Consider the following 23,428-nt stretch of genomic DNA (forward strand, 5'->3'; position numbering starts at 1 on the left):
GGTGGGCGGTGGGCAGCGGGCAGCAGGCAGCAGGCAGCAGGCAGCAGGCAGCAGGAAGCAGGAAGCAGGAAGCAGGCAGCAGGAAGCAGGCAGCAGGCAGCAGGCAGCAGGCAGCGGGCAGCGGGCAGCAGGCGACATACGCCCGCCTCGTCGCCGGAACCGCGATCGCACGAGCGTCCCGTCGTGCGGCGCGGCATCGTCGCGGGCTGCCTTCGGCCGCCCGCGTTCATCCTTTCGGCTGATACCGGCGCCCGCCCGCGCCGCCTAAAGTGACCGGGAACACCACCTTTCCGGAGAACGACATGACGCACCCGCCACCCCGCACGATCGCGATCACCGGCGCCGGCACCGGTATCGGCGCCGCCTGCGCGCGCCGCTTCGCCAGCCGCGGCGACCGCGTCGTGCTGATCGGACGGCGCCCGGCGCCGCTCGACGCGCTGGCCGCCGAAACCGGCGGCCTCGCGCTGGCCGGCGATGCCGCGAGCACCGCCGACTGGGCCCGTTTCCTGCCGGCCGTCGCCGCACGCTTCGGGCGCGTCGACACGCTCGTCGCGTGCGCGGGCGGCCACGGGCTCGGCCGCGCGGACGAAACCGACGACGCGCAATGGCGCGACGCGATGCACGCGAACCTCGACACCGCGTTCGTCAGCGCGCGCGCGTGCCTGCCGGACCTGATCGCGCAGCGCGGCAGCATCGTGCTGGTCGCGTCGATCGCCGCGCTCGCGGCCGGGCCCGGCGTGTGCGGCTACACGGTCGGCAAGCACGCGCTGCTCGGGCTCGCGCGCTCGCTCGCGCGCGACTACGGGCCGCACGGCGTGCGGGCGAACGCGGTCTGCCCGGGCTGGGTCCGCACGCCGATGGCCGATGCGGAAATGGCGCCGCTGATGTCGGCGCACGGCGACACGCTCGACGGCGCCTATGCGCGCGTGAGCGCCGACGTGCCGCTGCGGCGCGCGGCCGACCCGGACGAAATCGCGGCCGTCTGCGCGTTTCTCGCGTCGCCGGACGCGTCGTTCGTGACCGGCGCGACGCTGGTCGCGGATGGCGGCGCGACGGTCGTCGACGTGCCGACGCTCGCGTTCGACGCGCCCTGACACGCCCTGACGCGACGGGCGCACACGGGTGCACACGGACGCACACGGGCGCGCCGACCGCGCGTCGCCGCGTGGCCGGCGGCATGACGTTCCCACGCTCACGCGTGCCGCCCCGTCCTGCCGCCCGCCGGCACGCGCGCATTTCCCGCCGGCGAAAATCCGCTACCATCGACCGATCCCGCCGCCCGGCACGGCCTCACCGTTCGGATCTCGATGAACATCCGGTTCCTTGAAACCTTCGTCTGGCTCGCGAAGCTGGAAAACTTCCGGCTCACGGCCGAGAAACTGCACACGACGCAGGCCGCCGTGTCGAGCCGCATCGCGTCGCTCGAGGAAGCGTTCGACGTCCGCCTGTTCGACCGCAACACGCGTTCGGCCACGCTCACGCCCGCGGGGCGGCGCATGCTGGCCTATGCGGAGCGGATCGTGCGGCTCGACGGCGAAATGCGGCGCGACATCGACGCGGCGAGCGACGCGGGCCTGATCCGGATCGGCGTGATCGAATCGATCGTGCACAGCTGGTTCCCCGCGCTGATGGCGCAACTGCGCGAACGCTACCCGCGCCTCGACGTCGAAATCACGAGCGACACCACGCTGCACCTGATCCGCCTGCTCAGCACCGACGGCGTCGACCTGATCCTGCAGACCGACCCGGTGCCGGGCCCCGACTTCACGAACCTGCCGCTATGCGAATTCCCGGTGCGCTGGGCGGCGAGCCCGCGCCTCGGGCTCGGCGGCCGGCCGCTCGACGTCGCGCGCCTCGCCGAATTCCCGATCATCAGCTTCTCGCGCCACTCGGGGCCGCACGCCACGATCGAGCGGCTGTTCGCGGCCGTCGAGCGGCCGGCCAGCATCAACTGCATCACGTCGGTCGCCGCGATGATCCGCCTCGTCGCCGACGGCTTCGGCGTGGCCGCGCTGCCGCCCGCGATCATCGGGCGCGAGCTGCACGAAGGCGCGCTCGAACTGCTCGACGTCGCTCCCGAATTCCCCGCGCTGCCGCTCGTCGCGACGTATCGCAGCCAGGGCCTGCCGGTGGCCGCGCGCATCGCGGAGCTGGCAAGCGAAGTCGCGCGAGCGACGGCCGCCGCCGCGAGCGTCGCGAAGCCGGCTCCGTCAGCCGCATCCGGCGCCGCCGCCCGGCCCTCCGGCAAGGCAACCCGCGCCCACGCGAAAAAGAAAGCGCCGGCAACGCCGGAGCGCACCGCGCAAGCCGCACCGCGCGCCACCCCCGCGCGCCCCGCCGCGAAACGCCGCCCGCGCCGCTCATAAGAAAACCTGTTCACCGCGAATTTGTTTTCTTGTTGGACGGGCGCGGCCCGTCTTCGTGACACTGCGGTTCCTGACACCGCCCCCGTCACGAGGAACCCCGCGATGACCCGCCTTTCCCTTCCACACGGCCAGCTCTGCGTCTGGACCGATATCGACCCCGCGCACGAAGCCGATTTCAACGCGTGGTACGACCGCGAGCACATGCAGGAACGCGTCGCGATTCCCGGCTTCACGCACGCGCGCCGCTTTCGCGCGACCGATCGCGGCCCGCGCAAATATCTCGCGCTGTACGTGACGGACACGCTCGACGTGTTCCGCGGCGACGCGTACCGGCGCGCATTCACGCAGCAGACCGCATGGTCGCTCGCGAACTTCGAGCGCATGACTGGCACGCAGCGGCGCGTCGGCGAACTGACGATCGAGGCCGGCGACGGCGAAGGCGTCCATCTCGCGCTGTTCGTGCTGCCGCCGGACCGCATCGACGCCGCGGTACTGCGCGCGGGCTTCGACGACGCACTGCACGAACCGGGCATTCACGCCGCGCGACTCTTCCGCACCGCGCCCGACCTGTCCGCGCCGATCGGCGCCGCCGTGGCCGCGCGGCCGGCCGCCGATGCGCTCGTACTGATCGAAGGCAGCGACGCGGACGCGACGCGCCGCGTGGCCGCCTCGCTCGCCGGGCATGACGACGTGCGCACCTTCGACCTGCTGTGGCGCGCCGTCGCGCCGCTGCACGTCGCGCGCGGCGGCGCCGCAACCGGGCCGGCCGACGCGACTGCCGCTGCCGCCGTTCAGCCGGCCTGATCGACCCGCCCGCCGCACCGCCTGCGCAATGCGCGCCGCCCCATCGGCCCCGTGCCTTCCACCGTCTTCCGTCACGACCAGCCCGACACCATGAACACGCTCGCCCAGCCCGCCGCCCGCGCGCCCCGCCGCGTCCGCAACAGCCGACTCGCGACCGCGAGCATGATCGGCACGTCGCTCGAGTGGTACGACTTCACGATCTACAACACGCTCGCCGCGCTCGTCTTCAACCATCTGTTCTTCCCGTCGGTCGATCCGCTGGCCGGCACCCTCCTCGCGTTCTCGACCTATGCGGTCGGCTACGTGTCGCGCCCGCTCGGCGGCTTCGTGTTCGGCAACCTCGGCGACCGCATCGGCCGCCGCGCGGTGCTGATGCTCACGCTCGTCCTGATGGGCGTGACGACCGCGCTGATGGGCGCGCTGCCGACCTATGCGCAGGCCGGCATCCTGAGCCCGGTCCTGCTCGTCGCGCTGCGCTTCGTGCAGGGCGTCGCGCTCGGCGGCGAATGGGCCGGCGCGGTGCTGCTGTCGGTGGAGCACGGCGACCAGAAGCGGCGCGGGCTGTCCGCGTCGTGGACGCAGATCGGCCCGTCGTTCGGCACGCTGCTCGGCACCGGCTGCATCGCGCTCGTGACGCTGTCGACCACGTCCGCCGATTTCCTGTCGTGGGGCTGGCGCCTGCCGTTCGCGGCCAGCGCGCTGCTGGTCGTGTTCGGCTTCTGGCTGCGGCGCGGCGTCGACGAGACGCCGCAGTTCGAGGCGCTCGCCGAATCGCATGCGACCGCCGAGGTCCCCGTCGCCGACGTGCTGAAGTACCACGGCAGGCGCCTGCTGATCGCGGGCGGCTCGCGGATCGGTTCGGACGTGCTGTACGCGCTGATCGTCGTGTTCACGCTCACCTACGTGACGACCGTGCTGCACCTGTCGCGCCCCGTCGCGCTGACGGCCGTGATGGTCGGCACAGCCTGCAACGCGCTCGCGGTGCCGTTCTTCGGCGCGCTGTCGGACCGCTTCGGCCGCCGGCCCGTGTATCTCGCCGGCGCGCTGGCCGGCATCGTGTGGGCGTTCGTGTTCTTCGCGATGCTCGATTCGGCGCGCCCCGCCACGATCGTCGCGGCGGTTGCGATCGGCCTCGTGATCCACGCGGTGATGTACGGCCCGCAGGGCGCGTTCGTGACCGAGCAGTTCCCGACCCGCGTGCGCTATGCGGGCGCGTCGCTCGCCTACACGCTCGCCGGCATCGTCGGCGGCGGCTTCGCGCCGCTGGCGATCACCGCGCTGTACCGGCAGACGGGCGCGACGACGGCCGTGTCGCTGTACGTGAGCGCCGCGCTCGTCGTCACGTCGATCGCACTGCTCGCCGCGCGCGAAACCGCGCACCGGCCGCTCGAGGATTGAGCAGTGCCGCCGCGCCGGTTCATTCAATCGCACTCCATATGGATACCCGCATGCCTACTCTGTCGTTCAACGTGATTCCCCTGCAAGGCTCGCCGGCCGCGCTCGACGTCGAGATCGAACGCGTCGTGATCGCCGGCTGGGCCGGCCGCGACCCGGCGGCCATCCGCGCGCATATCGACGAACTCGCGGCGCTCGGCGTCGCACCGCCGTCGACCACGCCCTGCTTCTATCGCGTATCGGCCGCGCTGCTCACGCAAGCGCCGGCGATCGGCGTGCTCGGCGCGCGCTCGGGCGGCGAGATCGAATGCGTGCTGATCGACACCCCGGCCGGCACGCTCGTGACCGTCGGCTCCGATCATACCGATCGCGAAGTCGAGGCATACGGCGTCGCGGTGTCGAAGCAGGTGTGCGCGAAACCGCTCGGCCGCGACGCGTGGCGTCATGCCGATGTCGCCGCTCACTGGGATGCGCTGGAAATGCGTGCGTGGCTGATCGCGCGCGACGGCGCACGGACGGCGTACCAGCACGGCGCGGTGAGCGGCCTGCTCGCGCCGGACGCGCTGTGGCAACGGTTCGACGACCGCCGCACGATGCCCGCGCGCTGCGCGATGTACGGTGGCACGGTTGCCGTGCATGGCGCAATCGCGGCGATGCGCGACGGCGATGCGTTCGAGATGGAATTGCACGATCCGGTGCTCGGACGCAGCCTGAGGCACCGGTATGCGGTCGAGGTGCTGCCTGTCGTGGCATAGCGGCCGGCGCACCTCGCACGGCCCGCGGGCGCGGCGGCATTGCACCGCAGCGCCTGAGCCTACCGGTACGGCTGGAAGCAGTGGTAGTCCGGAAAATTGACCTGCGAGTTCTCGCAATAGAGGACACCGACCAGGTCGGTGCACCCGCTCAACGTGAACACGATGGCCCCTGCCATCCACGCCTTCCATCCGAAGCACGACATCGCGCCCCCCGTTTTCGCGTTATGAGTATCGACTGTCATGATGCGCATCGGACGCGCGCGGCTTTGTGGAGAATTGTGGTTCCACGGGTTGTTCACCTCGCGATGACGCCCGCGCCGGCCCGCGCACGGCCGCCGACGCCCGACACGGTCGCGGCGCGAAAGATGGCGGCGGCGGTCGACCCGCACGCCGCCGCCCTTCACGCCTTGAACGTGATCCACGGCTTCAGCCTGACCGCGCTGCGGATCAGGCCCGCCTGCTCCTGCGCATCGATCACCGGCCCGATCGGCTTGTAGGCCTCCGGCGCTTCCTCGATCCGGCGTTCGTCGCGCAGCGTCACGCATCGCCACGTACCGGGCGCCTGCTCCGTACGCATCCGCCGCACCGCCTGCCGGCGCACGCTGCGGCCGGCCCCGTGGCTGCATGACCACAGCCAGTCGGGATGGCCGAGCCCGACCGCGAGAAACGACGCGTCGCCCATCGATCCGGGAATCAGCGCGAGATCGCCGTCGCGCGCGGGCGTCGCGCCCTTGCGATGGACGTTCATCCCGTTCTCGCGCAGCACGACGTTGTGCGGCACGTCGACCACGAGCGCCGAGCGGGTCTCGCCGGTGAGCTCCGCCAGCTCCTGCCGCACCATCTCCGCGAGCACGACGCGGTTCAGCCACGCATAGCGCGCGGCCGTGCCCATCGCGACCAGGTATTCGTGCGCAAGCTCGCCGGACAGGCCGTACAGCCCGCTTTCCGGATGCCGGACACCCGCCGGCCAAGCCGCGCGCGCCCGGTCCATCCAGCGGCGCCCGACGTAGAAGCCGACATCGCGCGAGCCGCTGTGGATCATCACGACGACATCGTCCTTCGCGAGTCCCGCGCGGTAGGCCGCGTGCCGGTCGAACACGGCGTCGACAACCTGCAGTTCGACGAAATGATTGCCGGACCCCGGGGTCCCGAGGCAAGGATCGCGGAATACCTCGCGCGACCCGACGTGTGCGTCAGGCGCGTATTTCGCGCTGCCGTCGAACCGGTCGAGGCCGATGCATGCGGACAGTTCGTCGATGAGCCGATCGCGGTCGACGTGCTGCCAGAGCCCCTGCCGCGCGACGCGATCGACGAATGCCGCCGGGCCCGCATCGAACAGCGCACGGAACGCGTCGCCGGCGACCGGCACGTCGCGCCGATCCGCGAGAATCGCGCGCGTGAGCCGCTCGACGAGCGCCGTCTCGAACGGCGCGAGCGCCGACCGCGTGAGGCCCGTGGTGACGAGACGCATCCCGCAATTGATATCGGTGCCGATCGCGGCGGGAATCACGAACGCATCGTCGGTCGCGACGATCGAGCCGACCGGCGCGACCCCGCCCGGATGAAAATCGGGCGTCGCGCAGGCCTTGCAGACGCCGTGATGGCCGTCCGGCGAACGGACGGCCGCGAACGCGAGCAATTGCCGGACGGCCTTCTCCTCGAGCGGGAGCGCATCGGGCAACAGGACGGACGCCTGCGACCGTTCATTGCGCAGGTGGTAAATGCCGGCCTGACGGTCGACATGGATGCCTTGCCGTTGCAAGGCTTTCTTCAAGCGGGGAAATATGGACATCGCTGCTGGAAAAGAAAAAGGTACGACGCGACCTCCGGCATTCCGGCGGTCGTGGGTACCTTCCCGCAGCAGCGTCAAGGAAGGAAGCGCGGATCATAGCAGAACGCGGCGGCCGCCGCGACCGCCGTTGCTTACTTCAGACACCCCAGCCCCGCCAGCGTCGTTTCCACCGCCGTATCGAGCGGCGTCACCGGCTCGCGGCCGAGCAGCGCGGTCACCCGCGCGTTGTCGAGCCGGATCGGCTCGCGCCACAGGTAGCGCATCTCGAGCATTTCGCGCAGCGTCGTGACGAACGGCGCCGCGGCCCACACGAACCACCACGGGAACTTGCGCACCGCCGGCCGCAGCCCGTGCCGCTGCGCGACGCGGCGCACGGCTTCCGCCATCTGCGTGCCGTCGGCGTCCCAATGTCCGCCCAGGTGAAAGCGCGCGAACGGTTCCAGCGCGGCGCGCCGCTCGATCAGCTCGACCATCGTTCGCGCGGCGTCCGGCACGTACGACCATTGATGCCCGACGCCGCGCCGCCCCGGCAGGCTGACGACCCTGACCGGCCGCCCGGCCTTCACGAACCCTTGCGCGAACCAGCTGTTGCCGACGACTTTCGGCCCGAAGAAATCGCCGGCGCGCACGATGATCGTGCGGACGCCGTCCGCGGCCGCGTCCTGCAGCCGGCGCTCGAGCTCGACACGGATCGCGCCCTTGCGCGTCCACGGATGCTGCGGCGCGTCCTCGCGCAGCACCGGAAACGCATCGGCGCCGTAGTTGTAGACCGTGCCCGGCAGCACGACGGTCGCCTGCTCCGCCTGCGCCGCCGCGATGGTGTTGTCGATCATCGGCAGCACCTGCCCGGCCCAGTTCCGGTAGCCGGGCGGATTGACGGCGTGCACGATCACGCTGCAACCGCGCGCGGCGCGGATCACCGCGTCGCGATCCATCGCGTCGCCGCGCAGCCATGCGATGCCGTCGCGCTCCACCTCCCCGGCATCGAGCCCGCGCTTCAGCGCGCGCACCTGCCAGCCGGCATCGCGCAACTGCCGTGCGACTTCGCCGCCAATCCCGCCGCTCGCGCCGAGCACGAGCGCCTGTCGTTGCGTCCCGCCTGCGTTCGTTGCCATTGCCGCTCTCCCTGAATGAACCGTCGTGATGCGCATTCTGGCGCGCCGGCAGCTAACAAGGAATTGCCGAACCTGGTTGATCGGCTATACATTTATGCATGACCACAGACCTGAACTGGGAACGCTACCGCACCTTCCTCGCCGTGCTGACAGAGGGGTCGCTGTCCGGCGCGGCGCGTGCGCTTGGCATCACGCAGCCGACGGCCGGCCGGCACGTCGCGGCGCTCGAGGCCGCGTTCGGTCAGACGCTGTTCACGCGCTCGCCGTCGGGCCTGCTGCCGACCGAGGCGGCGCTCGCGCTGCGCGGCCATGCGGAGGCGCTGCGCAGCGCGGCCGCCGCGTTCGAGCGCGCGGCCGCGAGCCACGGCGCCGGCGTGCGCGGCATCGTGCGAATCTCGGCCAGCGACGTGATCGCCGTCGAAGTGCTCCCGCCGATTCTCGCGCAATTGCGGCGCAGCCATCCGGGGCTCGTCATCGAGCTGGTGCCGACCGACCGCATCCAGGACGTGCTCAAGCGCGAGGCCGACATCGCGGTCCGGATGGCGCCGCCCGCGCAGGAGGCGCTCGTTGCGCGGCGCATCGGCGAAATCGATGTCGCGATGTATGCGCGCGACGACTACCTGGCGCGCAACGGTACGCCCGCGACGCTCGACGAACTCGCGCATCACGCGCTGATCGGCTTCGACACGGTCACGCCGTTCATCCGCTCGGCGGGGCGCGGCCTGCCGCAGTGGAAGCGCGACGCATTCGCGCTGCGCACCGACAGCAACCTCGCGCAGCTCGCGATGATCCGCGCCGGCTACGGGATCGGCTTCTGCCAGACGGGGCTCGCGCGACGCGACGCGCGGCTCGTGCGCGTGCTGCCGGACGGCCCCGCGATGCAGCTGGAAACCTGGGTCGTGATGCACGAGGACCTGCGCACGAGCCCGCGCTGCCGGGCGGTGTTCGATGCGCTGGTGCGGGGGTTGCTTGAGTACGTCGACGGCGAACAAGTGTGACGGTGGTGCGCCACGAAGGGGCACAACAGCACCTCTCTCGCCTGCGTCACTGCCCCCGCCCTCCGGTTCGGACAATCCATAGCTGCCTGAGCAGAACGCGTGCGCGGTCGACGCAACGATTGCCTTATTCAGCGCTGTACAAGCCCTTGTAATCAAGGTGGCCAAACATGTACGAATATCCCACCGCATCTTGCAGCCCTTCATTAAAGCCGGCCACCCACAGCGCCGCTGGCGCACTTCTGATCGCCATTCCAATGAAGTCCGGCTTTGCAATGCCCATCATGAGCAGGGATCGATTGAGGCCGAGCAGCATTAACGAGCCCGCACCGCCAAATAGGTAACCTCCGGCCCCTTGGAAGTAGACCGTCCCTCCTTCGAGATTCTTGGGGTCCGTCAGGTCTACGCCCTTGAACGAATCCGTCAGGAAAAGTTTGCCAGTGCTTGTAAATTCGGTGGTAGCCCCCGTGCCGCTCAAGGAATCATTCTTTATCACTATTCGCGGAAGAGATAATTTTGAAAATTTTACAAGTGAAGCCAAAGCAACCGATCTTCCAATTCCGAATCCAGCGTAAACATATCGATGCGATTCGCCTTGAACATCACTAATCGCAAACATACCGACCTCGGAATTGAATGGACCATAACCAACCCCGGAGCCGGCACTTGTATTGAATTTCCATCGGCTCCTTCTTAAAATCATTTCCCAAGATCCTCTCTAAACCGAACACCTCTAAATCCCGCGATCAAAGCGACTATCGCCAGAAACGCCAATAGCAATATGTAATCCCAGTGATCCGCAAAGGTATCAATCGTCACCGACCCTTCCGGGTCGTCGCGGTAGTAACGCACCTGCGTGGATTGACCGATCTCCAAGCTCCACCATGAGCTCACTGAAGTTTCGTAATGCCGTCCATCCTGCACATCGAATACGATCACTGGATGATGTTTACCGAATCCGAAATGAGCCACCTGTCCGGCAGTGACTTCCGAGGTCGAGAGGAAACGAATATTCGAGATTACACAGTAGGCCGTTACTACGGCGAGGACGCCTCCAATCAACAACGCAAAATGATTTCGCCGCCTCATCGATCTCGATTCTCTTTGATGTCAAAGCTTGCCGTTACGGTCCCTGCGCTTCCACCCAAGCCGCCTTGCAAAGTATATTCTTGCTTGACTCGCGAAAATGAAAGGCTCACATGCTCACAATAGCTGCTTTCAGCGACAATCGGCTGAACCTCCGTGATCACAACATCTTCCATTGTGATTTTCAGGAAATCCAATGGGATTCCACCAGACTTCCTGGCCGTCAGCACGACCTTGGGAATATGCCGCCCCGTCAGACAGTAGCGCATAAGGTTAGGACTTGCCCGATCAATTTGATGAATAAATTCAAGATCGTTAATTGTTGCTTTTCCAGCCCCACCACCCGCCCCGGAAAGCATCGACGACTGCTGAGATATCTTCCATCTCCATCCATCTATTTGAATCTCGTCCCGATGAAACTCATCCTGCGATTCACCGGAAATCCCGTCGATCCTGACAAACATATCCGACATGGTGCCTCCAGACACAACAACGCCAAAAATTTGACAAATCCGTAATAGTCACATCGCACGACACTACCATGTCGCCGCCCCCATTAATCTCAATATTGTCGAGACAAGGTAGCGACAGAATGGAGGGGCGAATGTGGAATCATCACAATAGCTTCACAAGCAAACCGTGCTCCGGCTCGAAATCCGTCCACGTCAATCGGTGTGCACCGGCAGTTGATCGGCAACTCACTGCATCGCGCCAGTTGGCACGACAAGCACAACGGACACGGGACATCCGGATTCGAACAATCTTCGGACCCGTATCGCTCGACAACATGATGCGACTGAGATCGCGGCCTCCAATCGATCGACGTCGATCAGGTCGCAGCCAATGACCGTGCGGGCCGTTGCGTCGATGCGCCCGACGTACGCCACGTCCAGTCGATTCAAGTGTGGGAGTAGATCAGTGTCGCACTCGAGCGATTAATCCAATTCGGCAACCTGGTATTTTTTATTCGGCAATCGTCCCCGGGGAATTGTGACCTTGGGTCAGACTTCGCCTCCCTGTATGCAGGGGTAGCCCGTCAATCCAGTGAGGAAGATACGAGTGGGTAGACACGATGACACGGGTGGCAGACTGCAATTAACGCCCAATCCGGCAGTCCTCCAGCCCCTGCCACCGCCTCGCGCATTGAGAAGAAAGCGTGCGGCTGATGTCCGGCCTGCCGGACCAGACGTGCGGGCTTTCGCATTTCAGACCGGCACGCCTGAACCGTCATCCGGCTCGAAACCGCTTCACATCAGCAATTGCCTCGACAGCACCTCACGCGCCTGGGTGACGGTGTCGCGTTCGCCCGGCATCGGCGGCGTCAGCGAAAACACCGCATCGGGCAGCGGCGGCAGCCGGTATTTCGCGCCCAGCCGCATCATGCCCTCGCCGATCGCCGACGCGCACAGGCAGCCGACGCCGAGCCCCGCCGCGAGCATCGACTGCAGCCCCGCGACACCCGATGCGCTGTGCACGAGCCGGTACGGCCGGTGCTGCTCGTCGAGCGAGCGCACCGCGATCTGATGCATCATGCAGTCGTCCGGCAGCAGCACGAGCGGCAACGGCTCGGGCAACTGCTCGGCAAGCGCCGGCGATGCGATCCAGGACAGCGGCTCGCGCCTCAGCACCCAGCGCGTATCGGCCGACGCGGGCCGGAACGGCCCGCTCGACAGGTTCATCACCACGCCGAGATCGACCTGCCCCCGCGCATGCGCGGCCTCGATGTCCGCGCTCTTCATCGCGCTCACATGCAGGCTCAGTTGCGGGTAGCACTCCCGCAACCGCGCGAGCAGGCCCGCGACTTCGTTCGTCCGGTAGTAATCGGTGATCGCGACGCGCAGCTCGCCCCTGATCGCCTGCCCACGCATCTCGTCGAAGGCCGCCTCGTTCAGCGCGACGATGCGCCGGGCGTGCTGCAGCAGCCGCGAACCGGCCGGCGTCGGCTCGACGCCGCGCTTGCTGCGCACGAACAGCGGCACGCCCGCGCGCAATTCGAGCTTGCGCACCTGCTCGCTGACCGTCGACTGCGACAGGTGCAACTGCGGCGCGGCGGCCGTGAGGCTGCCGGCGTCGGCGACCGCCGCGAAGGTACGCAACTGATCCAGGTCGAAACCGCGCATCGTCCACCCCCATCCATCGATTTACCCGATGGATGCTACCACTCTTTCCCGCTTTTCCGATTCCTTGCGACCACCCAGAATGTCGGTCAATCGCCTGCTCCCGGCCGAACCGGCGCTTCCGGCGCCGCGCCGGCCGGGATGCAGCCCTCATTCTTCGGGACCGACTTCCATGACACACGACACCCTTGCCCCCTGCGCGCCGGCCGGCGCGGCCGCCGCGGCGACGCCGCGCAGCCACCACGGCTGGGCGCTGGTGGTGCTGCTGATCGGCGCGATTCTGCCGCCGCTCGACTACTTCATCGTGAATCTCGCGCTGCCGGCGATCCGCGACGGCATCGGCGCGCGTCCGGCGGAGTTGCAGATGGTCGTGTCGGCGTACGCGTGCGCGAACGCCGTCGCGCAGATCACCGGCGGCCGCCTCGGCGACCTGTACGGCCGCAAGCGCATGTTCATGATCGGGATGGCCGGCTTCGTGCTTGCGTCGACGCTGTGCGGGCTCGCCGACAGCGGAGCCGTCCTCGTCGGCGGCCGCGTGCTGCAGGGCCTGTTCGCCGCGACGCTCGCGCCGCAGGTGCTCGCGACGATCCGCAGCGTGTTCAGCCCGCAGGAACAGGTGCGCGTGATGGGCTTCTACGGTTTCGCGTTCGGGCTCGCGGCCGTGATCGGCCAGCTCGGCGGCGGCGCGCTGATCAGCCTGCATCCGTTCGGGCTCGGCTGGCGCGCGATCTTCCTCGTCAATCTGCCGATCGGCATCCTTGCGCTGCTCGGCAGCTGGCGCTTCATCCCCGAAAACCGGCCGCCGCGCGGCCAGCGCATCGACGTGCCGGGCACGGTGCTGCTGTCGCTGTTCCTGCTGATGCTCGTGTACCCGCTCACACACGGCCGCGAGGCCGGCTGGCCGCTGTGGATGGTCGCGTGCCTCGCCGGCGCGCTGCCGATGCTCGGCGCGCTGCTCGCGGTCGAGACGCGCCGGCTCGCCGGCGGCGGCGATCCGCTGCTCGACGTGCGGCTGTTCCGCAATCCGGTCGTCGCGCTCGGGCTCCTGCTCGCGTTCCTGTTCTACATGCTGAGCGCGTTCTTCCTGAGCTACGGGATCTATCTGCAGGGCTGCCTGAACTGGTCGCCGCTCGCGTCGGGATTCGCGATCCTGCCGCTCGGGCTCGGCTTTCTCGCCAGCCCGCTGCTGATGCCGCGCCTCGTCGGCCGGTTCGGCGGCCATCGCGTGCTGACGCTCGGCTTCGCGATGCTCGCGGCCGGCGTGACCGCCGCCGCCGCGCTCGCCCGCGACAGCGCGCCGGGGCCCGGCTTCTACGCAGGCATCGCCGCGATCGGCATCGGGCAAGGGCTCGTGCTGCCGTCGGTCGTGCGGATCGTGCTCGCGGAAGTCGATGCGGCGCGCGCGGGCGTCGCATCCGGCATGGTGAGCGCGATGCTGCAGATCGGCGCGGCGGTCGGCGCCGCCACGATCGGCGGCGTATTCCTCGCGCGGCTCGGCGCGCATCCGGCGGCGCCCGATTACGTGCAGGCGTTCAGGACGTCGATGTTCGCGCTGACGGTCGTGCTGCTGGCCTGCATCGTGCTGTCGACGGCGCTCGGGCCGCTGCATCGCCGGCGGCAGGCAACCGCCTGACGCAACATGGCAACGGCGCCCCGCCGGCGCGGCCGCCGAAGCAGGAACGGCGCGGGCACGGTCGACTGCTCACGACGTGCCCGGCGCGCTTACCCGCGTTGCGCCTGCCGCGCCTCCCATTCGGCCAGCTCGACGCGATAGCGCGCCAGCGCCTCGTCGTACAGGTCGAAGACGCACGGCGAGCAGCCGCTGTTGCAGCAGTCTTCCAGTTCGGGTTGGATGGGCGGAGTCGGACGGGGATCGTCGACGGACGATTCCGGGGAGGCAACGTTGGGCACGGCGACGGTCGAATGACGAAACGCGCCCAGTATAAGCGGATGCCGCGCGGCGTGCGTGCCGCGCGCGCCTCTCCGCGCCGCGTCATATCCCCAGTATCGTCACCTGGTCGTGGCGGGTCCGGGTCTCGCTCGTCCAGGCGTCGATCCCCGCGATCATGTCCGCCAGCTCGGTGCAGCCGGCGTCCAGCCGCGCGACGAAATCCCGCCGCGAATCGCGGAACACGTAGCCGAGCCGGTCGAGCGCCGCCGTGCGCTGCGCGGCGGCGCCCAGCATCCCGCGCGTGTCGTTCAGCTCGGCGACGATCCGGAGCCAGTCCGGCATGCCGATGCCGTTGAACGCCGCATGATCGTAGTCGGGAATCTGTCGGGCAATCGCCGGTTCGATCAGGCCGAAGACTTCCTCTTCGAAAAACAGCGATCCCTCGTTCCAGCACTTGCGCGCATACGGGCCGCCCATGAGTTCGATGTACGCGGTGCCGTGAAGCGCCGCGAGATCCCTGATGATCCGGATATCGTCCATGTAGTGTCGTCGTGATTGCCGCCGCGGCGTCGCTCACGCGGCCCCGTGCGTTGCGCCATAATGGCGCAATTGTCGGCGAACCCGGCGGCCCTGTCGACGTTGCGCGGCCGTTGCGCTGCGCTTCCGGCCGGCACGCAGCCGCGTGCCCGTCGCACCGCCAGCCGTACCGCCGCACGCCGTCACCGATCGCCAGGAGCCGCGACATGGCCGAAGCAGTGAATCCACCGGAAGTCTGGGCGCCGTTCGGCGCGTTCTCGATGGCCGTGATCCAGGGCGACGGGCAGATCGTGCATCTGAAGGGGCAAGTCGCGCTCGACCGCGACGGGCAAGTCGTCGGCCTGGGCGACATGCGCGCCCAGGTGCGCCAGGCGCTCGACAACATCCGCGACGTGCTCGCCGCGCTGGGCGGACAGATGCAGGACGTGATCTCGCTCGTCCACCATGCGACCGACATCGACGCATTCATGCAGACCGGCGACATCCGCCGCGCGTACTTCGCCGCGCCCCATCCCGTGACGACGACCGTCCAGGTCGAGCGTCTCTACCATCCCGACCTGCTGATCGAGATCACGGCCGTCGCCGAGATTCCGCTGGCCCGGTTTCGCCGGCCCGCATCGCCTGCGTGATGTGCGTCATGCCGCGCGTCATGACGCGCCGGCCGGGATGCCCCAGGCCGGCGCACCCGTTCCCGGCCCGTGCGCTCACTGCGTCGGCGTGCCCGGTTTCGTCGCGCCCGCTTTGTCGGCGAGCGGCTGCCACGCGGCGCCGAGCGAATACCAGTCGACGCGGCGCGTCAGCGTCATGATGCCGGCGAGGATCGCGAACAGCATCAGCGAACCGAGCATCAGCGCGTTGTCCTCCGACAGCAGCAGCCCGTAGAGCGCCGCATACAGCATCGCGAGCAGCGCCGCGAACATCGCGCCGCGCTTCACGCTGTGCAGCACGAACGACAGGTAGAACCCGAGCAGCCCGATGCACGCGCCGCTCGCGGCGAGATACGCAAGGCCGAACGCGATGTGCTCGGACAGGCTCAGCAGCAGCAGGAAGAACAGCGCGAGCGACAGGCCGACCAGCGTGTACTGGATCGGGTGAATGCGCAGCCGCTTCACGAGTTCGTACATGAAGAAGCTCGCGAACGTGAGCATCACGAACAGCGCGCCGTACTTGGTCGCGCGTTCGGTCTGCAGGTACACGTTCACCGGTTCGATCACCGACACCGACGCCGTCTCGATCACGCTGTCGCCGTTACCGGACGCAACCTGCTCGCGCGCCTTCGTGTTGAACGACGTCACGTGCCAGTTGCTGACGAAGCCGCGCGCATCGACCGTGCGTTCGGCCGGCAGGAACTCGCCGCCGAAGCTCGGATGCGGCCACGTCGATTTCAGCGAGAAATCGTTCTGGTCGGCCACCGGCGCGAACGCGAGCGATTCCGCGCCCGCCAGCGACAGGCCGATGCTGAACGGCACCGCCGTCGCGCCGGCCCGGGCGTCCGTCAGCGCGGCGAGATCGACGTCGGCATGCACGCCCTGGCGCAGGCTTTCCAGCCGCGTGCTCTGCTCCACGTCGAAGCGCCGGCCGGCGATGCGCAGGTCGGGTTGCGCCTTCAGGCCACGCAGGTCGCCGATCCCGAGCGAGACATACGCGCTGTCGATCCTGAAACTCACGTGGCCCTCGGCCTGCGGCAGCTTGCTCAGGTCCGGCAGCGGCAGCGTGCCCGTCATGCGGCTGTCGAGCCCGTAGACCAGCGCCTTGTGGATGCCGCGATAGCGCACGTTGACCGACAGCGTGCCGTCGACGTTCAGCGTCTTCGGAAACACCAGCAGGCGCTTTGCCTCGCTTCTCAGGCTCGTCTTCGTCTTGCCGCCGGCCGGCGAATCGTCGCGCACGCGCGTGACTTCGGTGTAGCGCACGACGAGCACCGGCCCCGTCACCGCCTGCGGCCCCGCATAGCTCGCCCAGATGCTCTGCAGCGCATTCTGTCGATAGTCGGCGCGTTCGCGCACGATGCCCTGGACCATCTGCAGCGGGATCAGGATCGCCAGCGCAAGAAACGCGGTGATCATGGACTTGAACAACAGGACTCGATTCATTGCTGGCATGTACCGGAGTGGAAGGTACGGTCAGCATGAGCGGCTCGGGTGAAGGGCGCCTGAAGCCGGCGTGAAGCGAATGTGTGGCGAACGTGAAGCGCGGTCAGCCCGCCGCCGGCAGCGTGAGCGTCGCGCATGCGCCGCCTTCGGCGCGGTTCGCGAGCGCGACCTGGCCGCGATGCAGCATCGCGACCTCGCGGACGAAACACAGCCCGAGGCCCGTGCTGCGATCCTGCCCGTCGGGACGCGGCAGCGAATAGAAGCGCTCGAACACGCGCGCCAGCGCATAGTCGGGCACGCCGGGGCCGTCGTCGTCGACGCGCACGACCGCGACGTGCGCCCTGCCCGCCGGCTGCCGTTCGAGCGCGATGCGGATCGTGCTGCCGCGCGGCGCGAAATCCAGCGCGTTGTCGAGCAGGTTGCCGAGCGCCTGGCGCAGCAGGAACGGATCACCCTCGACGCGCGCCGGATCGGCCGCGTCGTGCGCGTCGATCGTCAGGTTCACGCCGCGCTGCCGCGCGCGCGGCTCGATATCGTCGACGAGCTGTTCGAGCACCGGCCGCAGCGCGACCGGTTCGCGCACCGACAAGCGCTGCTTCTGTTCGACTTCGGCGAGCGCGAGCAGCTTGCGGATCATCTGCTCGAGGCGGCCGGCCTGGCGGCGGATGTTCCCGGTGAAACGCCGGCGGTTCTCGACCGGCATGTCTTCCTGCAGCAGTTCGGCCGCGCCGCTGATCGCGGCCAGCGGGCTCTTCATCTCGTGCGTGAGCGTATGGATGTAGGTCTCGACGTACTGCCTGTCCTCCAGCCGCTGATGCATGCTTTCCACCGCGCGCCCGAGCTCGGCCAGCTCGTTCGCGCCCTGCAGCGGCATGGTCGCGCGCTCGCCGGCCGCGATCGCGCGCGCATAGCGCTGCAGGCGCCGCAGGCCCAGCACGAGCCACCACGTGCACGCGGCGCCGATCAGGATCGCGCAGCCCATCAGCAACGCGCCGTACAGCATGATCTTGCGCTGGCTGCGCGCGATGAACGGCGCGACTGTCTGGTTCGGCTTCGCGATCGTCAGCACGCCGATGATCTCGTTGCCGTGCCGGATCGGCGCCGCGACGTGCATCACCGTGCTGCTGTCGTCGTTCGGGTCGCTGCGCGTGCTGCGCGCGCCGTACTCGCCGCGCAGCGTCCGGTACACGTCGTTCCAGCGCGAATAGTCCTGCCCCACCGCGCTGCCGGACGAGTCGTAGCGGACGATGCCGTGCGCGTCGGTGATGTAGATGCGGTAGCTGATCGTGTTCTTGTGCATGCCCCACACGTTCGCGCTGACGGGGCTTTCATGCAGCCTGGCGAGCTGGCGCGCGAACGCGCCGTCAGCGATGTGGCCGTTCGCCATGTCGTCGGCGGCCAGCGTCGCCAGCACCTGCGCGGTATCGACGAGCGTGTCCTCCATCGCCTCGCGCACGCCGGGCTTCACCTCCTGCACGAACACGCGCAGCGTGATCAGCGCAGCAAGGCCGACGATCAGGAAGAAGCCGAAGAAGATGCGCAGGCCGATGTGCATGGGCGGTGACGGTCGTTACGGTTGCAGCGAATAACCCATGCCGCGATGCGTGCGGATCGGGTCGCGCTCGGGATCGATCGCGCGCAGTTTCGCGCGCAGCGTCTTGACGTGCGTGTCGACCGTGCGGTCGGCCGAATCGAAAGCCTCGTGCCACACGAGATCCATCAGCTGTTCGCGCGAATAGATGCGCCCCGGATGCCGGACGAGCAGCGCGAGCAGGCCGAATTCGTAGCGCGTGAGGTCCAGCGGACGGCCGAGCCACGACACGCGCGCGCCGTCCGCATCCAGCGTGAAACCCGGCGCGACGGCGGCGGCCGGCGGCACGGGCGCGGGTGCCGGCGCGGGTGCAGGTTCCTGCGCTGCCGTGCGGTGGAAGCGCCGCAGGATCACGCGCACCCGTGCGGCCAGCTCGCGCGGCGAGAACGGCTTGACCACGTAGTCGTCCGCGCCGATCTCGAGCCCGACGATGCGGTCGATCTCGTCGTGCCGTGCGGTCAGGAAGATCACCGGCACGTCGGAAAACGTGCGCAGCCGCCGGCACACCTCGAAGCCGCTCAGGTCCGGCAGGCCGACGTCGAGCACCACGAGGTCGAAGCGCGTGTCGCGCAGGCGGTCGAGCGCTTCCTGACCGAGCGTGCAGTGGACGGTCTGCATGCCGTCGGTGCCGAGGGCGTAGACGATCGTGTCCGCGATCGCCATTTCATCTTCGACGATCAGGATGGTGGGTTGATTCATGGTCTCGGGCTGGGCTCGCGCATTCCGGGTGCGACATTGTACGCATCGCCGGCCGCGACGCGAGCCCCTGCCCGCCGCGCTACGCCACGCGGCCCGTCACCGGAATCGACGCGCCGGTGATGGCCTGCGCGTCGGCCGACAGCAGGAACCCGATCGTCGCCGCGATCTGTTCCGGCCGCACCCAGCGCGTGAAATCCGCGTCCGGCATGTCGGCGCGGTTCGGCGGCGTATCGATGATGCTCGGCAGGAGCGCGTTCACCGTCACGCCGCGGTCGAGCAGTTCGGCCGCCAGCGCCTCGGTGAGCCGCGCGACGCCGGCCTTCGCGGCCGCGTATGCGCCCATCCCGGCACCCGCCCTGAACGCCGCGCCCGCGCCGATGTTGACGATGCGTCCGGCCGGGCTCGCCAGCAGGTGCGGCAGCGCGGCCTTCGAGGCATTCAGCGCGGTCTTCACGTTCAGCGCGTACATGCGGTCCCACGTGGCGGCATCGCCGTCGGCGATCGTCTGCCAGACGAACGCGCCGGCGATGTTCAGCAGCGCGTCGACTCGGCCGAATTCGCGCTGCACGGTGTCGAGCGACTGCGCGGCGGCCTGCGGATCGACGAGATCGATGCCGCCGATGCGCAACGCATCGGCCGGCACGCCGGGCAGCGCCTGCGCGAGCGGAGCGGCGCCGCGGCCGATCAGCGCGACGCGGGCGCCGCGCTCGCCCAGCCACGCGGCCGTCGCGACGCCCAGATGGCCGAATCCGCCCGTGATCGCGACTGCTTTGCCATTCAGATCGTGTGCCATCGTCAGTGTTCTCCTGGATCGAGGTTGGCTTGAGGATGCGTGCCGGCCGCGGCCGGCGATTCGTCACAGGGTAGCGCCGTTCACGCATCCGTGCGCACGGCGACGAGGCGGCGGCGCAACTCCTCCGTCGTCTCGCCCCGGTTGTCCGGGCGCCAGCCCGGCGGCAGCAGTACGAAGCGGATCGCGGTCCACACGTCGCGAGCGGTTGCGACGTCGCGGGCGAGGCTCGCCCAGTGTTCCAGCTCGACGACGAACGGATTGCGCGAGCGGGTCGGCGTGACGAGACCGTAACGGCACGGCTCGTCGGCGCGCTCGGCGACATAGGTGCCGAACAGTCGGTCGAACACGATCAGCACGCCGCCGTAGTTCGCGTCGAGATAGTCGAGGTTCGATGCATGGTGCACACGATGCGCGGACGGCGTGTTGAACACGTATTCGAGCCAGCCGAGCTTCGGCATCCAGGTATTGTGCAGCCAGAACTGGTACAGCAGGTTGAACGACAGGATCGCGAGCACCGCTTCCGGACGCACGCCGAGCCACACGAGCGGCGTGAAGAACATCGCGGCGCCGGCGAGCTTGCCGGTCCAGCCGAGGCGGAACGCGGACGACAGCGTCAACTGGTTCGGCGAATGATGCACCGCATGGGTCGACCAGAAGAAGCGCACGCGGTGCGACGCGCGGTGATACCAGTAGTAGCAGAACTCCTGGCCGACGAACACGAGCAGCGCGAGCGCGACGCTGTGGAGCTGAATCGTGAAGAGCCGGTGCGACCACGCGAAATCGAACACGGGCGCGGCGAGCGACAGCGGCACCAGCGCGAGCAGCTTGCGGCCCGCGAGATCGGCGAGCGACAGCCACACCTCGTTCCAGTCGAACGGTTCCGGCCCGCGGGCGCGGCGCCAGGTGAGCACGGCCGCCTCGACGAGCGAGACGGCGACGATGAAGAGCGTGACGAAGTACGCGAGCTTTCCGGTGGTCGTGAGCATGATGGGTCTTTCCTTCGGTTGAATCGGACGCGTCATGGGCGGCACGGGCCGCCGTCGCGTCGAATGGAACGCACTGTAGGGGGCGCGGAACGGAAAGACCACGCGGGAAGTATGTCGCCGTATGTCGCGGCAGGCGGCGTTCGGGGGGCCTGTGGCGGGCGCGGGCGCGTGTGGGCTGGCGTGTGGCCGAGGCAGGGCTGCGGGTCGGCGAGGCCGGAAGGAAATATGTCGCCTCATGTCGTGGCGGCCGGCTTTCGGGCGGCCTGCGGCTGGCGCGGGGGCGTGCGGCTGGCGCGTGGCCGAGGCAGGGCTGCGGGCCCGCGAGGCCGGGAGGAAATAGGTAGCCGCATGTCGTGGCGGCCTGCGTTCGGTCGGCCTTTGCCAGTCGCGGGCGCGTGCGGGCTGGCGCGTGGCCGAGGCAGGGCTGCGGGCGGGCCGGCCTGCAAGCAGATATGTCGCGGCGCAGACGGTCGCCTGTGTCCGCAGACCTGAAGCAAAGGGCCCGCCCGCTCTGGAGATGAACACCGTCGCTTCCTTGCAAGCGTCGATTCGTCGGAAGGCATGCAAGGGCGATTCGATGTCGCGGAGCAGCGGAGCCGCCCAAACGCGACGCACCGCCTGCGTTCAATGCGCGCGGCTTCGCGAGACGCGACGCACGGATGAATCATCGGTCGGCAAATATGTCGCCGCATGTCGCCGCGACATCCGCCTGCTTCACGCGTGACACATCCAGCGCCGCGCGACCGTCCCGCCGGCAGTCTTGCCCCGCGCGGCAGGCGCGCGATCGGCGCGGCCCGCGTACTCATTCGTCGTACTTCGAAATGGCGCCCGACGTGTAACACCGCGACATCTTTCATGACGCGACTGGCGCGCGCCACCGACCTAAAGTTCGTCCCGTCGCCACGCCACTGCGTGCACCGAAACGAACCGCAAGGACCCCCGATGAAAACCCGCCTCCTCTTCACTGCCGCCGCACTCGCCCTCACCTGCGCGCCGGCCTTCGCCGGCTGGGCCGGCCACGGCACCGCATACACGCCGCGCGGCGTCTACAGCGGCGCGCACGCCGGCTCATGCGGCGGCGGCAGTTGCTCGCATGCGGGCGGCGTGATCGGCCCTGGCGGCGGCGTGGCGACCAACACGGGCACCGTCACGCGTACCGCGCCGGGACAGTTCTCGAACAGCGGCACGGCCGTCGGCCCGAACGGGCGCTCGGTCGAGCACAGCGGCGACACGAGCTGCGCGGGCGGCACCTGCTCGCATACCGGCTCGCTGACGGGTTCGGACGGACGCAGCGCGTCGACGTCGGGCAGCGTGACGCGCAACGGCCCCGGCCAGTACACGTCGAGCGGCACGATCACGGGCTCGGGCGGCAACACGGCCAGCCACACGGCCTCGACGAACTGCGCCGGCTCGACCTGCTCGCGCTCGGGCACCGTGACGGGCCCCGACGGCGACAGCGTCACGCATGCCGGCAGCGCGACGCGCGTGGCGCCGGGCGTCGTGACGACGTCGGGCGGCTCGACGGTCGTACACGGCGGCACGGTGTCGGCCGGCGGCACGACCGTGATCCACGGCGGCACGGCGGCAGGCGGCGCGGTTGTCGTGACGGGCGGGCCGGTTCCGGTTCCCGTGCCCATCGCGCCGCCCCCGCCGGCCGCCGTGGTTGTAACGGCTCCGCCGCCGCCCGCCGCGGTCGTGGTCGCGGCGCCGGCGCCTGCCCCGGCCGCCATCGTGGTCGCCCCCCCGCCGCCCGCGCCGGCCGCCGTCGTGGTCACGCCGCCGCCGAAGGTCGTGCATGTCGCGCCGCCGAAGACGGTCGTGGTCGCGCCCGCGCCGCGTGTCGTCTACGTCGCACCGCCGCCACCGAAAGTGCTGTACCTCGCCCCGCCGCTGCCGCGCGCCGTGTACGTCGCCCCGCGCGCCGTGTATGTCGCCCACCCGCCGCGCGCCGTCGTCTGGGTGCCCGGCCACCGGGCCGGCCGCGTCTGGGTGCCCGCGCACTGGGCGTGACCCGCGCTTCCCCGTTTCACCTTCCATCCGTTTCATCAACCACCCGGCCGGCGCAGACCGTCGGCCACGCAAGGAGAAACCCCATGAAGTCCATCAAGAAGATGATTGCCGCCGTCGTTTTGTGTATCGTCTCAGCAGCAGCGTCGGCCCAGCAGGTGCCGCCGGGCGCGGCGGCGAGCGGCGGCGCACGCGCCGAACATGCGCTGATGCAGTTGCAGGCCCGCTTCGCCAACGCGAACACGACGCACGACGGCAGGCTCACCCGCGAGCAGGCCGCCGCCGGCATGCCGATGGTGGCGCAGCATTTCGACGAGATCGACACGCAGCGCAACGGCTACGTCACGCTCGCGCAGATCGCCGGTTTCATGCGCCAGCGCATGGCGGCCCGTTGAACCCGGACGCA

At 69.0% G+C, this 23,428-nt stretch carries 25 protein-coding genes; 11 read left to right on the forward strand and 14 right to left on the reverse strand.

The annotated features are described in order from the left end of the window. From GQ57_RS43675 to GQ57_RS12010, 6 genes are all read left to right on the forward strand, one after another. On the forward strand, positions 1-242 hold a 242-nt coding region (locus tag GQ57_RS43675; protein ID WP_442856729.1), incomplete at its 5' end, for a hypothetical protein. 60 nt (positions 243-302) lie between these two features. Next, positions 303-1,094, forward strand: a complete 792-nt coding sequence (locus GQ57_RS11990; protein ID WP_034198021.1) for an SDR family NAD(P)-dependent oxidoreductase — start codon at positions 303-305, stop codon at positions 1,092-1,094. A gap of 213 nt (positions 1,095-1,307) precedes the next feature. Continuing rightward, a complete protein-coding gene (locus GQ57_RS11995) occupies positions 1,308-2,366 on the forward strand; it encodes a LysR family transcriptional regulator (protein WP_031403431.1) in 1,059 nt (352 codons plus the stop codon). Between the two features lie 102 nt (positions 2,367-2,468). Further along, the gene (locus GQ57_RS12000; RefSeq protein ID WP_034197964.1) at positions 2,469-3,170 is read left to right on the forward strand and encodes a DUF4286 family protein; all 702 of its coding nucleotides are present in this window, start codon (positions 2,469-2,471) and stop codon (positions 3,168-3,170) included. Positions 3,171-3,260: 90 nt separating this feature from the next. After that, positions 3,261-4,568 carry an MFS transporter gene (locus tag GQ57_RS12005; protein ID WP_034197965.1) on the forward strand — a complete coding sequence of 436 codons (1,308 nt, stop codon included), beginning with the start codon at positions 3,261-3,263 and terminating at the stop codon, positions 4,566-4,568. A 50-nt stretch (positions 4,569-4,618) separates the two neighbouring features. After that, on the forward strand, positions 4,619-5,320 hold the full coding sequence (locus tag GQ57_RS12010) for a DUF2848 domain-containing protein (protein ID WP_034198022.1): 702 nt from the start codon (positions 4,619-4,621) through the stop codon (positions 5,318-5,320). 59 nt (positions 5,321-5,379) lie between these two features. Here the strand turns inward: GQ57_RS12010 and GQ57_RS12015 are convergent, their stop codons facing one another. The 3 genes from GQ57_RS12015 to GQ57_RS12025 all read right to left on the reverse strand — a co-directional run bounded on the left by GQ57_RS12015 (position 5,380) and on the right by GQ57_RS12025 (position 8,227). Then, entirely contained in the window at positions 5,380-5,562 is a 183-nt protein-coding gene (locus tag GQ57_RS12015) for a hypothetical protein (RefSeq protein WP_152601983.1), read from the reverse strand. A 158-nt stretch (positions 5,563-5,720) separates the two neighbouring features. Beyond that, on the reverse strand, positions 5,721-7,112 hold the full coding sequence (locus GQ57_RS12020; protein WP_031403427.1) for an RtcB family protein: 1,392 nt from the start codon (positions 7,110-7,112) through the stop codon (positions 5,721-5,723). A gap of 131 nt (positions 7,113-7,243) precedes the next feature. Further along, entirely contained in the window at positions 7,244-8,227 is a 984-nt protein-coding gene (locus GQ57_RS12025; protein ID WP_034197967.1) for an NAD-dependent epimerase/dehydratase family protein, read from the reverse strand. 98 nt (positions 8,228-8,325) lie between these two features. On the opposite strand from GQ57_RS12025, the gene GQ57_RS12030 reads away from it, so the two are divergent. Continuing rightward, on the forward strand, positions 8,326-9,225 hold the full coding sequence (locus tag GQ57_RS12030) for a LysR family transcriptional regulator (RefSeq protein ID WP_031403425.1): 900 nt from the start codon (positions 8,326-8,328) through the stop codon (positions 9,223-9,225). A gap of 124 nt (positions 9,226-9,349) precedes the next feature. On the opposite strand, the gene GQ57_RS12035 is transcribed toward GQ57_RS12030, so the two are convergent. The 4 genes from GQ57_RS12035 to GQ57_RS12045 form a co-directional block, all read right to left on the reverse strand. Next, complete coding sequence (locus GQ57_RS12035) at positions 9,350-9,841, reverse strand: hypothetical protein (protein WP_152603239.1); 492 nt, start codon at positions 9,839-9,841, stop codon at positions 9,350-9,352. Between the two features lie 80 nt (positions 9,842-9,921). Next, complete coding sequence (locus tag GQ57_RS39225) at positions 9,922-10,311, reverse strand: DUF3592 domain-containing protein (protein ID WP_081895030.1); 390 nt, start codon at positions 10,309-10,311, stop codon at positions 9,922-9,924. Further along, positions 10,308-10,781: an Hcp family type VI secretion system effector gene (locus tag GQ57_RS39230; protein ID WP_081896645.1), complete on the reverse strand. Its 474-nt coding sequence runs from the start codon at positions 10,779-10,781 to the stop codon at positions 10,308-10,310. Before GQ57_RS39230 ends, GQ57_RS39225 begins: the two co-directional genes overlap by 4 nt. A 774-nt stretch (positions 10,782-11,555) precedes the next feature. Beyond that, a complete protein-coding gene (locus tag GQ57_RS12045; protein WP_031403423.1) occupies positions 11,556-12,428 on the reverse strand; it encodes a LysR family transcriptional regulator in 873 nt (290 codons plus the stop codon). Between the two features lie 169 nt (positions 12,429-12,597). On the opposite strand from GQ57_RS12045, the gene GQ57_RS12050 reads away from it, so the two are divergent. After that, positions 12,598-14,058 (forward strand): MFS transporter, encoded by a 1,461-nt coding sequence (locus tag GQ57_RS12050; RefSeq protein ID WP_031403422.1) that lies wholly within the window; start codon positions 12,598-12,600, stop codon positions 14,056-14,058. Between the two features lie 89 nt (positions 14,059-14,147). On the opposite strand, the gene GQ57_RS12055 is transcribed toward GQ57_RS12050, so the two are convergent. Beyond that, positions 14,148-14,336 (reverse strand): oxidoreductase-like domain-containing protein, encoded by a 189-nt coding sequence (locus tag GQ57_RS12055; RefSeq protein WP_034197970.1) that lies wholly within the window; start codon positions 14,334-14,336, stop codon positions 14,148-14,150. 82 nt (positions 14,337-14,418) lie between these two features. Beyond that, entirely contained in the window at positions 14,419-14,856 is a 438-nt protein-coding gene (locus GQ57_RS12060) for a hypothetical protein (RefSeq protein ID WP_034197971.1), read from the reverse strand. A 203-nt stretch (positions 14,857-15,059) separates the two neighbouring features. Between GQ57_RS12060 and GQ57_RS12065 the strand changes: the two genes are divergently transcribed. Then, positions 15,060-15,482 (forward strand): RidA family protein, encoded by a 423-nt coding sequence (locus GQ57_RS12065; protein WP_034197972.1) that lies wholly within the window; start codon positions 15,060-15,062, stop codon positions 15,480-15,482. A gap of 75 nt (positions 15,483-15,557) precedes the next feature. Here GQ57_RS12065 and creD read toward each other — a convergent pair whose 3' ends face one another. From creD to GQ57_RS12090, 5 genes are all read right to left on the reverse strand, one after another. Next, on the reverse strand, positions 15,558-16,946 hold the full coding sequence (gene creD / locus GQ57_RS12070) for a cell envelope integrity protein CreD (protein WP_034197973.1): 1,389 nt from the start codon (positions 16,944-16,946) through the stop codon (positions 15,558-15,560). A gap of 103 nt (positions 16,947-17,049) precedes the next feature. Then, positions 17,050-18,501 (reverse strand): two-component system sensor histidine kinase CreC, encoded by a 1,452-nt coding sequence (gene creC, locus GQ57_RS12075; RefSeq protein ID WP_031403417.1) that lies wholly within the window; start codon positions 18,499-18,501, stop codon positions 17,050-17,052. A 15-nt stretch (positions 18,502-18,516) separates the two neighbouring features. After that, positions 18,517-19,236 (reverse strand): two-component system response regulator CreB, encoded by a 720-nt coding sequence (gene creB, locus GQ57_RS12080; protein WP_031403416.1) that lies wholly within the window; start codon positions 19,234-19,236, stop codon positions 18,517-18,519. Positions 19,237-19,315: 79 nt separating this feature from the next. After that, a complete protein-coding gene (locus GQ57_RS12085) occupies positions 19,316-20,029 on the reverse strand; it encodes an SDR family NAD(P)-dependent oxidoreductase (protein ID WP_034197974.1) in 714 nt (237 codons plus the stop codon). Positions 20,030-20,109: 80 nt separating this feature from the next. Beyond that, complete coding sequence (locus GQ57_RS12090) at positions 20,110-21,015, reverse strand: sterol desaturase family protein (RefSeq protein WP_031403414.1); 906 nt, start codon at positions 21,013-21,015, stop codon at positions 20,110-20,112. 942 nt (positions 21,016-21,957) lie between these two features. Here GQ57_RS12090 and GQ57_RS12095 point away from each other — a divergent pair. Both GQ57_RS12095 and GQ57_RS12100 read left to right on the forward strand, forming a co-directional pair. Further along, positions 21,958-23,025 (forward strand): hypothetical protein, encoded by a 1,068-nt coding sequence (locus GQ57_RS12095; RefSeq protein WP_034197975.1) that lies wholly within the window; start codon positions 21,958-21,960, stop codon positions 23,023-23,025. Between the two features lie 83 nt (positions 23,026-23,108). Continuing rightward, positions 23,109-23,417, forward strand: a complete 309-nt coding sequence (locus GQ57_RS12100; protein ID WP_407638594.1) for an EF-hand domain-containing protein — start codon at positions 23,109-23,111, stop codon at positions 23,415-23,417. The last annotated feature ends 11 nt before the right edge of the window (positions 23,418-23,428 follow it).

Source organism: Burkholderia sp. MSh2, assembly GCF_000731655.1.
Taxonomy (GTDB): domain Bacteria; phylum Pseudomonadota; class Gammaproteobacteria; order Burkholderiales; family Burkholderiaceae; genus Burkholderia; species Burkholderia paludis.

Excerpts from the sequence above, each read along its gene's own strand:
- GQ57_RS12060 (WP_034197971.1), bottom strand. The coding sequence starts at position 14,856 with ATGGACGATATCCGGATCATCAGGGATCTCGCGGCGCTTCACGGCACC.
- GQ57_RS12100 (WP_407638594.1), top strand. The coding sequence starts at position 23,109 with ATGAAGTCCATCAAGAAGATGATTGCCGCCGTCGTTTTGTGTATCGTC.
- GQ57_RS12045 (WP_031403423.1), bottom strand. The coding sequence starts at position 12,428 with ATGCGCGGTTTCGACCTGGATCAGTTGCGTACCTTCGCGGCGGTCGCC.
- creC (WP_031403417.1), bottom strand. The coding sequence starts at position 18,501 with ATGCACATCGGCCTGCGCATCTTCTTCGGCTTCTTCCTGATCGTCGGC.
- GQ57_RS12090 (WP_031403414.1), bottom strand. The coding sequence starts at position 21,015 with ATGCTCACGACCACCGGAAAGCTCGCGTACTTCGTCACGCTCTTCATC.
- GQ57_RS12005 (WP_034197965.1), top strand. The coding sequence starts at position 3,261 with ATGAACACGCTCGCCCAGCCCGCCGCCCGCGCGCCCCGCCGCGTCCGC.
- GQ57_RS12030 (WP_031403425.1), top strand. The coding sequence starts at position 8,326 with ATGACCACAGACCTGAACTGGGAACGCTACCGCACCTTCCTCGCCGTG.
- GQ57_RS12095 (WP_034197975.1), top strand. The coding sequence starts at position 21,958 with ATGAAAACCCGCCTCCTCTTCACTGCCGCCGCACTCGCCCTCACCTGC.
- GQ57_RS39230 (WP_081896645.1), bottom strand. The coding sequence starts at position 10,781 with ATGTCGGATATGTTTGTCAGGATCGACGGGATTTCCGGTGAATCGCAG.
- GQ57_RS12020 (WP_031403427.1), bottom strand. The coding sequence starts at position 7,112 with ATGTCCATATTTCCCCGCTTGAAGAAAGCCTTGCAACGGCAAGGCATC.
- GQ57_RS12025 (WP_034197967.1), bottom strand. The coding sequence starts at position 8,227 with ATGGCAACGAACGCAGGCGGGACGCAACGACAGGCGCTCGTGCTCGGC.
- GQ57_RS12085 (WP_034197974.1), bottom strand. The coding sequence starts at position 20,029 with ATGGCACACGATCTGAATGGCAAAGCAGTCGCGATCACGGGCGGATTC.
- GQ57_RS12000 (WP_034197964.1), top strand. The coding sequence starts at position 2,469 with ATGACCCGCCTTTCCCTTCCACACGGCCAGCTCTGCGTCTGGACCGAT.
- creB (WP_031403416.1), bottom strand. The coding sequence starts at position 19,236 with ATGAATCAACCCACCATCCTGATCGTCGAAGATGAAATGGCGATCGCG.
- GQ57_RS11995 (WP_031403431.1), top strand. The coding sequence starts at position 1,308 with ATGAACATCCGGTTCCTTGAAACCTTCGTCTGGCTCGCGAAGCTGGAA.
- GQ57_RS12015 (WP_152601983.1), bottom strand. The coding sequence starts at position 5,562 with ATGACAGTCGATACTCATAACGCGAAAACGGGGGGCGCGATGTCGTGC.
- GQ57_RS12065 (WP_034197972.1), top strand. The coding sequence starts at position 15,060 with ATGGCCGAAGCAGTGAATCCACCGGAAGTCTGGGCGCCGTTCGGCGCG.
- GQ57_RS12010 (WP_034198022.1), top strand. The coding sequence starts at position 4,619 with ATGCCTACTCTGTCGTTCAACGTGATTCCCCTGCAAGGCTCGCCGGCC.
- GQ57_RS12050 (WP_031403422.1), top strand. The coding sequence starts at position 12,598 with ATGACACACGACACCCTTGCCCCCTGCGCGCCGGCCGGCGCGGCCGCC.
- GQ57_RS39225 (WP_081895030.1), bottom strand. The coding sequence starts at position 10,311 with ATGAGGCGGCGAAATCATTTTGCGTTGTTGATTGGAGGCGTCCTCGCC.
- GQ57_RS12035 (WP_152603239.1), bottom strand. The coding sequence starts at position 9,841 with ATGTTTGCGATTAGTGATGTTCAAGGCGAATCGCATCGATATGTTTAC.
- GQ57_RS11990 (WP_034198021.1), top strand. The coding sequence starts at position 303 with ATGACGCACCCGCCACCCCGCACGATCGCGATCACCGGCGCCGGCACC.
- creD (WP_034197973.1), bottom strand. The coding sequence starts at position 16,946 with ATGAATCGAGTCCTGTTGTTCAAGTCCATGATCACCGCGTTTCTTGCG.